Raw genomic sequence first — 2,202 nt, forward strand, 5'->3', positions numbered from 1 at the left:
TATATAATCGCATGCTAACTTTCCACTAAAGATAAGTCAAGTTTTTTAAGGTCTTCATCAACTTTTTCAATTCTTACTTTAACTCTATCTCCAAGTCTGAATGACTTTTTCTTATCTTCTCTAATAAGCCTGTGGTTTTGCTCATCGTAAATATAATATCCTTCTAAGGAGGAAATGGGAATTAACCCTTCTATTATGTATCTTTCAAGTTCAACAAATAATCCAAATGATACAACTCCTGTTATCACACCCTCAAATTCTTCTCCTATGTGTCCTGAAAGAATTCTAAGTTTCAGCATATCTAAAGCGTCCCTTTCTGCATCATCTGCTACCCTTTCCATTTTTGAGCACTGCTGGGCAACTTCTTTCAGTTTTTCAGGAAGTTCTTGAAGGTCTTTTTTTGTAAATTTTTTCTTTATGGATTTTTTAAGCATTCTATGGACAACTAAATCTGCATATCTTCTGATTGGAGATGTGAAATGTGTATAAGTTTCAAGGGCAAGCCCAAAATGCCCAATATTTTCAACGGTATATTTTGCCTGTTTCATTGTTCTTAAAGCCATAAATCTGAGGAGCTGCTCTTCAGGCGTTCCAACTGCTTTTTTCAGTATTTTTTGGATAAACTTTGGTGTAATTTCATTTGGATAATTTATTTTAAAGCCAAGTCCTGCCACAAGGTCAACAAACTTTATTACTTTTTCCATATCCGGCTCTTCATGGGTTCTGTATATAAAAGGCTCTCCTGTTTTTTCCATATGCTTTGCAACAGTTATATTTGCAATAATCATGAACTCTTCTATTAGCCTGTGGGCAAAATGCCTTTCATAAGGGACAACGTCATAAGGGTCTCCTGTTTCTGTAAATAATATCTTGCTTTCAGGAAGGTCAAAGTCTATACTTCCCCTTTTCTCTCTTTCTTTTATAAGAATTTTTGCAAGCTCTTCCATATGTTTTAAAGGCTTTACAACATGTGGAAATTTTTCCTCAAGGTCAGGGTCTCCAAAAATAATTCCAAGAGCCTGGTCGTATGTGAGCCTTGCTTTGCTTATAATTACACTTTCGTAAATATCGTAATCTATTACTTTTCCTTTTGGGTTTATAAGCATTTCACAGGTAAAAGCATATTTTTTTTCGTTTGGTCTTAAACTACAAAGATTTGCTGAAAGCCTTTCTGGGAGCATATGAAGGGCATATTCAGGAAGGTAATAGGTATTTCCTCTTTCAAAAGCTTCTCTATCAATGGCACAGCCTTCTTTAACATAATGGCTCACATCTGCAATATGTACAAACAGCCGATAATTTTCCCCTTCTTTCTCTATTGCGACTGCATCATCAAAATCCCTTGCACTTTCAGGGTCTATTGTAAAGCATATCTGCTCTGTAACGTCTTTTCTATTTTTAGAAATTACGACCTGTCAGATAGCTTTTCTGCCTCTCTCAAAGCTTCTTGAGAATGTTTTAAAGGAAGGTTGTATTTTCTGGCTATTATTTCTGCAACAGTTTTTGTGTTTTTTGTCTTTCCAAGTACTTCAATTATTTTCCCTTTAGCCAAAACCTTTGGAGCAGGATAGGTCTGGATTTTTACAACAACATAACTACCTTTTGGTATTTTTTGTGTTTGTTTTTTAGGAACGTATATTTTATGAGGGATTACTGTATCTGAAAGTAAAACATAGTATCCATTTTTATCTTTTTTCAGTACACCTACTGCTTCTTTTACAGCCCTTTCTAAAACTTTAATAACTTTTGCTTCTTCTTTTTTCTTTCTTCTTATGGGTTTTACAAGAACGATATCCCCATCAAAAAGGTATCTCATTTCAGGAGGAGGTATAAAAAGGTCTTCAACCTCCTCTCCTATTATTAAAAATCCATATCCACTTGGATGGGCTTCAACTGTTCCTTTTATAAGGTTTTCTTCTTTTTCCTCTTTCCTGAGAAAATATTTTCCTTTCTCATATTTTATTAATTTGTTTTTTTCAAGTTTTTTTAAAAGCTTTTTTAGAGCTTTCTTCTCTCCTTTTTGAATACCTAACTTTCTACATAAAGTTTTAAAATATATAGGTTTTTTTCTGCTTTTTAAAAACTCTAAAATTTCTTTTTCTGTTATGTCCATTCATTCTCCCTAAAATGAAACTCCAACTTCTCCAAATAATCCTTTAAATTTGACGTCAGAATATAAACCATCAACATTGTCCAGCTTTA

General features: G+C 33.5%; 2 protein-coding genes. Both read right to left on the reverse strand.

Features of this window, described 5'->3' with window-relative positions; translation table 11 throughout:
* Window positions 1–14: 14 nt before the first annotated feature.
* Entirely contained in the window at window positions 15–1,406 is a 1,392-nt protein-coding gene (rnr, locus tag HG1285_RS20355; protein ID WP_343122640.1) for a ribonuclease R, read from the reverse strand.
* Entirely contained in the window at window positions 1,406–2,113 is a 708-nt protein-coding gene (locus tag HG1285_RS20360) for a VacB protein (ribonuclease II family) (RefSeq protein WP_008288749.1), read from the reverse strand. Before HG1285_RS20360 ends, rnr begins: the two co-directional genes overlap by 1 nt.
* Between the last annotated feature and the right edge of the window lie 89 nt (window positions 2,114–2,202).

The organism is Hydrogenivirga sp. 128-5-R1-1 (genome assembly GCF_000171895.1).